Source organism: Pseudoalteromonas shioyasakiensis (assembly GCF_022398475.1).
GTDB lineage: Bacteria > Pseudomonadota > Gammaproteobacteria > Enterobacterales > Alteromonadaceae > Pseudoalteromonas.
In genome coordinates this window covers 120400-127592 of sequence record NZ_JAKEVM010000002.1, presented here as the reverse complement: position 1 = coordinate 127592, position 7193 = coordinate 120400, and the positions used below count along the sequence as shown (strand labels likewise).

The window sequence follows — 7193 nt, the reverse complement described above, 5'->3', positions numbered from 1 at the left end:
ATATAAACCTAAAGCGGCTCGCTATGAGCCGCTTAAACTCACCACTTCCTACGAGACCTACCTATAAATATTTAATTTTTATTTGGCTCATGCCGTGAAATTCAGTAATTTGTCATATAAAACTAAACGTAATTAGAAAATAACAATGAAATGGATGCACTTACAACTTAAGGTACTCGCTGTTTTTTTATTCTTTGTGAGCTGCTTTGCAGCCGCTGAAGACTATCAGGTTGCGCCTGCAGCTAACTGGGTAAAACACCATGAGTTACTTACCCCAGAGATTCCTCGAGACCAAATACGAGACGGGACTTTCTACCTGATGCTCGACACTCAGCTTCAGGTATCTGAGCAAGCCCCACAGCAACGCTTTAATCGTACTGTAATGCAGGCGGTCAATCAGTCTGGGGTTGATTATATAAGCCAGCTGAATATTGATTTTGACCCAAATTATCAATCTCTTACGCTCAATAGTTTAGGCATTATTCGTGACGGCCAATATATAGATAAACTAAATAGTGCCGAGCTTCAGGTGTTACAGCGCGAGACTGACTTAGCAAGTCGTATATACAATGGCACCTTAAGCCTAAATGTCATTATTGATGATATGCGGGTCATGGATATTTTAGATTACAGCTATACGATTTCGGGGAGTAATCCGGTTTATCAACACTTCAGCACCATGCGCACACTGAACTGGTCGGTGCCGATAGTGCAGCAATTTATGCGGGTAAAGTGGCAAAAGCCTTCGCCCTTATATATCAACTTTATGAATGGCGAGTCACCAGTTACTAAAACCAAGCTCGATACGGGTTTTGACTACCAAATTAGCCAACACAATGAGCCGACCCTTAGCTCTGCAAGCGAAGTACCGCATTGGTATTCACCTTACAAGGAAGTGTATTTCTCTGAAGTAAATAATTGGCAAGAGGTAGTCAATTGGTCGTTACCTTTATACCAATCGGCCATCGAAGTAAGCCCTGCTATTAAAACAATTGCTCGTCAAATTAAGTTTCAACATGCCGACTTAGAGTCTCAAATTGTGGCTGCCCTGCGCTTTAGCCAAGACGAAGTACGTTATTTAGGCCTAGAAATGGGCACTAACTCGCACCAGCCTACTCCTGCATCAGAAACCTTGGCACTGCGCTATGGCGACTGTAAAGACAAAACCGTCTTGCTCATTTCTTTACTTAAAGCGCTCGGCGTAGAGGCTCATCCAGCTTTAGTTAACACCGAAGACAGAAAACGTACTGCCAGCTTACCGGTCTCTCCTAGCTTGTTTGACCATGTGATTGTCACCTTAGAGCACCAAGGTAAGCGCTATTGGCTTGATCCGACCATTTCGTACCAGCGCGGCGATTTAGCACATTTAGCTCAACCGAACTATGATGTAGCGTTAATCATAAAGCAAGGTGAGACAGGCTTTACAGATATGTTCACAGAGCCTGCCCTAAAACGCATACAGGTTTTTGATAGTTATCAGATCCCAGAAGGTATTGATGAGCCAGTTAGTTTCTCAACTCAATATAAATACGGCGACTTTGAAGCAATTAACCGCCGCAGCTCAATCGCTGAAAACAGCTTAAAAAGCATAGAAGATGATTACCGCGAATATTATCAAGATACCTACAAGGGCTTAAAAACAGTCAAACCTATGCTGGTTGAATCTCCAGAAGACACCGGTCAGCTAATTACCAATGAGCACTATACTATTGATAACTTTTGGCGACCTAAGGGTAATGATTTTCAAAACGACTTTTACGCTAGTGAAATTCAAAACTCAGTTTATAAGCCGGAACAGCGAGAACGTAACAATGCACCAATATGGTTTCGTTACCCAAATAATATCGAAACAACCATAAAGGTTACGTTTACGGATACTAATTGGCAGTTTAATGATGAGCAGGTCACAGTCGACAACCCATTTTTTCATCTCGAAAAACGCGTGACATTTAAAGACTCGGTGTTGACCTTATACTTTGATTACAGTGCTAAGCAGGATCATATTCCAGCCGATCAAATAGACCTTTACCTAAGCGAGCGTAAAAAACTCAATAACGCGACCCATTACGGCATCATTAAATACGGCACAAATAGCGCCACAACCACACCAGCGGATGACGAAACCAACTGGTATAGCGTTTTTATTTTAAGTTACTTGGCGGCAATCATCTTTTTCATCGCGGCTTGGCGTATAGAAGCAAGTAACCGCCCAGTTTTTGCTGAGCAACAGTTCTACCCTGTCAGTAACAGTAAGTTTGTTATTTACAGCTTATTAAGCTTAGGAATATTCATTCACTACTGGAGCTATCGCAACTGGAAAGCGATAAAAGAGCAACAACAAAGCCATATTATGCCGATTGCTCGAGGGATATTTGCACCGCTGTTTTTTATTCCGTTGTTACTTGAGCTTTGCAAGCACAGCGAGCAAACCTTTGGCAAAAATAAGATCATGCCCGTTGCGGTTGGGTTCGTGTTATGGCTGGCGATTATCATTTCTGAAGTCGTAAGCTATAACTGGGAATATGGTACTTGGCTGTTTTTAGTTACACCTATTCTATGGTTGCCTCTGGTTAATTACATTCAAAACCTCAAGCAACCACAGCAGGCTCTTGAGTACCACTCTCAGTGGCGAGCGAGGCAGGTTATCATTTCGATACTCATGTTGCCTTGGTTATTTTATGGCTTAATTTATGAGCTATATTTGTTGCCAAGTTCAACCATAGTAACCGGTGACAAGCTTTGGTCTTATCAAGTTAACTTTTTAAAAAGAAAAGAAATTATCCCTGCCAACGAGAGTGTACATTATTTTTATAGTGACGCATTTATCGATTTTAAAACTGATGGAAACGGCATCACAGAAAACACTATTTTTAGTTACTGGGAAAATGAGCAAGGTGTGCTCGAAAAAGATCAGCGCCGCTTTAGTGACATTAAAGAGATCAACGTTGATTATGCTAAAAGCGCCCTACTAACCACCACTGTAACGGTCATTGACCACAATGGTGATGAAATGCTGTTATTTTTGAGCCATGAAGATGACTTAGATAAGAAGTTTGTCGCTGAGGTAGAGCGCTTAATTAAAGCCAATACCCCAACAACTGAGCAAAACGCAGATTAAGTCAGTCGCTTAATCATGCGCTTTAAGGCGGGCGCTTTCAGAGGCTTATAAAGTAATGGGTAGCCCGCATCTAGCACTAACTCGCGTATGCCTTCATCATGATTCGCGGTATTAACGATGGCAGGTAAGCGTGTTAATGCCGCTTGTTCAATCACTTCAAGGCCTGTTACCCCATCATCAAGCTGATAATCAATGATCAACAATTGCGGCAGGGCTTGGCTTGCCTTTAACTGCTCAAGCTCCGCTAAGTTAGTGGCTGTTGAAATTTCACAGCCCCAATTTTCGAGTAGCTGCTTTAATGCCTCTAACACGTTGCGGTCGTTATCAAGCAACCAAATACGCAATTGCCCCAGCTCTGTTTCTTGTGATGCCTCAGCACCTTTCGTTTGCGCTGCCGCAGCACTCACTCTACAAGGCAGAGTTAGGGTAAATTGCGTGCCTTTACCAAGCTCAGACCCCATCACTAGGGGTATTTTAAGTAAGTCACATATACGTTTAGTGATTGCCAACCCTAAACCTAACCCCTCGGCGCTTGGCTTTGCACCAAGCTGTTTAAACTCTTGGAAAATAGTTTGTTGATCGCTCGATGCAATACCAATCCCTGTGTCTTCAACAATAAAGGATACATGGTCATCGTCGTACTGCATTTTTAAGCGCACTTCACCTTGCTCGGTATAACGAATCGCATTACTCAAAAGGTTACGTAGTACTCGTCGCAGCAGCGCTTTGTCGGTATGCAAGCGCACATCGCAGGTTTCAATAATAAACTTTAAGCCTTTTTCGCGGGCAAGGGCTTCGTAGTCATTACGCAGTGGCTCAACCAATGAGCTGGCTGCAAACTCGCTCATTTGTACTTTAAACGAGCCCGAATCGAGCTTGGTTAACTCTAAAATACTCGATAACAACTCTTCGGCGCTGCCCAATGAATTCTTAATATTCATCGCCAGCTCTTTAAGTTCGGTATCTTGGGCTTTTTCATTCATTAAAGAACAAAACAAGCTCGCAGCATTGAAAGGTTGCAGTAAATCATGGCTGGCAGCAGCAAAAAAGCGTGTTTTACTGACCGTTGCTTGCTCCGCCACTTGCTTTGCCATCGACAACTCTTGGTTTGCTTGAGTCAATGCCAAGGTGCGGGCTGCGACTTTTTCTTCAAGGCTAACATTTGCTTCGGTTAACGCTTTTTGTTGTTTTACGAACTCGGTAATGTCGGTATAGGTTGTTACAAAGCCGCCACCTGGCAGTGGGTTACCTTGCATTTCAAACACGCGGCCATCATTGTGCGAGCGCTGGTATTTATAAGCGCTGCCTTGGCGTAAATAGGCTAAGCGTTTTTCGACTTCGCTGGTCATGCTCTCGCCGCTAAATAAGCCGCGCTCGGCATTAAAACGAATAATGTCGGCAACAGGGCGGCCTATGTAAAGCGCATCATCTGGGTAGGCGAACATGTTTTTGTAGCCTTGGTTCCAAGCTACCAAGCGCAGCTCACTATCAACTACACTGATCCCTTGTTGAATGTTTTCGATTGTTGATTGCAGTAAGTCACGATTAAATTTAAGTACTTGGCTTGCTTCATCAACAAACTCGGCAACCTGCTCTAGAGGCTGGCGCTGCTCATTTTTCGCTACATCTAAAATAAGCCGCGCCGATGCGCCGCCGATCACGGCAGACATCTCGCGCTCAACTAATAGTTCTAACTCAACATTGGCAGGGCGCTTCCACTTACTTTTATCATCAGGAAAGTAATGATTTACCAACGACTGCGCCGCTTCTTTTTCGGCAAATCGCTGCATTAGCGCACCTAGGTCATGGTAACTCAAAGGCTGTAGATGATTGCTTACCTTCGAATCACTAAGCTGCGACACAAACTTATTGCTCTGCAAGCGTTCAGCTAAGGTTGCTCGACTAAATAACGGTACTAAGAAATACACTAAACAATTCGCACCTAGCGATAGCAATAAAGCTTGGCTAATGCTTTCCATGCCTAATGAGAATAAGTCGGTTGGCGCTAACCAGCTTATTCCCCACGGTCCATTCACAAGCCATAAGCTATCGCTTCCTAAACCTCCGGCGATATTCGGTAGTAAAAGTGTGTATCCCCAAATAATAAAGCCGCTTAAAATCCCCAATTGAGCACCGCGACACGATGCTTGTCGCCACCATAAGCCTATGATCATGGCAGGCGAAAATTGCGCGACTAAGGTAAACGACATCAAACCCACATTGGCAAGGGTTGTACTTTCGCCCAGCACTCGGTGAGTGAAGTAACTAAGCAATAGAATCAATACGATAACGATTTTACGCGCATGTAATAGGTTATTTTTATCAAGCCCGCGACTACTCGATGTAAGTTGCGAGCGGCGTAAAATAAATTGGTTAATAAAGTCATTAGTGATCATCACTGAAAGCACAATTGATGACACAATCACCATACTGGTTGCCGCTGAAAAGCCGCCTAAAAAGGCTAATAACGCCACAAAAGCATCATCAGCCGCCATCGGTAAAGCTAATACAAAGGTGTCGTAGCCGACCTCTTGGCCTTGAAAGTAAATTAATCCGGCGTATGCAATCGGTAGAATAAATAAGTTAATAAGTAATAGGTAAATCGGAAACAGCCAACGTGCCGAGGCCAGCTCTTTATCGTTATTTTTTTCGATAAAGCTCATGTGGAATTGTCTTGGCAAACATAAGGTCGCCAAAATACCAAGCAAAGTATGAGCAACATACACATAGGTTGGACTTTGCGTTGCAGCCACTTGCTGATCAATATTTAGGTCATGCGCTTTTTCAAACAGTGCCACTGGGCTGTCGAATAGAGCAAAGCACACATACAAACCCACCGCTAAAAACGCCAACAACTTAACCACCGATTCGAAGGCAATACTGGCTATCAAACCTGGATTATGTTCGCTGGGCTTTAACCGCCTCGCGCCGAATAAAATAGCAAACAGTGCCAATACAATCGTGATATAAAAAGTGCTATCGGCCCATACTTCATGACTTTGTGTGGCAGCGCGGTCGGTAAGTAAGTTGATACTTTGCGCAGTTGCACTTAGCTGTAAAGAGATATAGGGCACAATGGCAATCACTGAAATCAATGAAATGAGCCCAGACAAACTCGACGACTGACCATACCGAGTCGCAATAAAATCTGCCATTGAGGTTATTTTTTGCTGCCGACAAATATGTGCTATGCGGCAATAGACTTGCCAGCCAAAAATGAATAGCAAAATAGTACCGGCATAGGTCGGAGCCAACCACCAGCCGTTGTATGCAGCTTGTGCTGTGGTACCAAAAAACGCCCAAGAGGTGCAATACACCCCAAGTGATAAACCATAGGTTAAGCCTTTAAAAGGCAATACTTTTCTTTTATCAGCCCAGCCTGCAACCGCAAATAAAATTGCCAGATATACAATTGCAAGAAGGCTTATTGACCAAATTGAGAACATCGCATGTGATTATTTTAATTGTTATAGCCCCAGCATAGTTTTTATTGCACGTAATTTACAGCCTAACTTTAGTGCTAATGCATTGTATTACGGAAGTTTAAAAAACAAACACAAAGAAATGAGAATTATTTTCAATTGAGTGTTGACAGCTACGTTAATCTAATTGATAATCACTATCAACAAGACAATAAAGTGTTATGACTTGTTCGGAATAAACTGATTTGTTTCTCGACCCTGAAACACGTGTGGCCCACGATAAAGCTAAGATCGCCTGTTGCTAATCGCAACGCCCCTTGATATTGGCAACAGGTGATCGCCCTACTATTTTACTTGCTACATTGCTCATATCGGTGACGGTAGATATGAAACTCAAAAAGCCCTTACAGGGCTTTTTTTATGTCTAAAATTCGTACCAAATCTGCAAGCCAAACTAAATGAGAATTATTTTCAAAAAGGTATTGACAGTATTGCAAACCTAATTGATAATTAATCTCAACAAGCCAAGCGAAGTATGATGACTTGTTCAGATTAAATTTGTTTCTCTACCCTGAAACACGTGTCGCCACGTTAAAGCTTTAGCTTATATGTTACTAATGGCAACGCCCCTTGATATTGGCGACATATAAGCG

Annotated in this window: 2 protein-coding genes; one reads left to right on the top strand and one right to left on the bottom strand. The window is 42.9% G+C overall.

Translation table 11 applies throughout. The features are described 5' to 3' along the window. The first annotated feature begins 145 nt into the window (after positions 1-145). Positions 146-3118 (top strand): DUF3857 domain-containing transglutaminase family protein, encoded by a 2973-nt coding sequence (locus tag L1D51_RS01280; RefSeq protein ID WP_239962242.1) that lies wholly within the window; start codon positions 146-148, stop codon positions 3116-3118. Here the strand turns inward: L1D51_RS01280 and L1D51_RS01275 are convergent. After that, a complete protein-coding gene (locus tag L1D51_RS01275; RefSeq protein ID WP_239962241.1) occupies positions 3115-6564 on the bottom strand; it encodes a PAS domain-containing hybrid sensor histidine kinase/response regulator in 3450 nt (1149 codons plus the stop codon). The genes L1D51_RS01280 and L1D51_RS01275 overlap by 4 nt on opposite strands. Positions 6565-7193 lie beyond the last annotated feature (629 nt).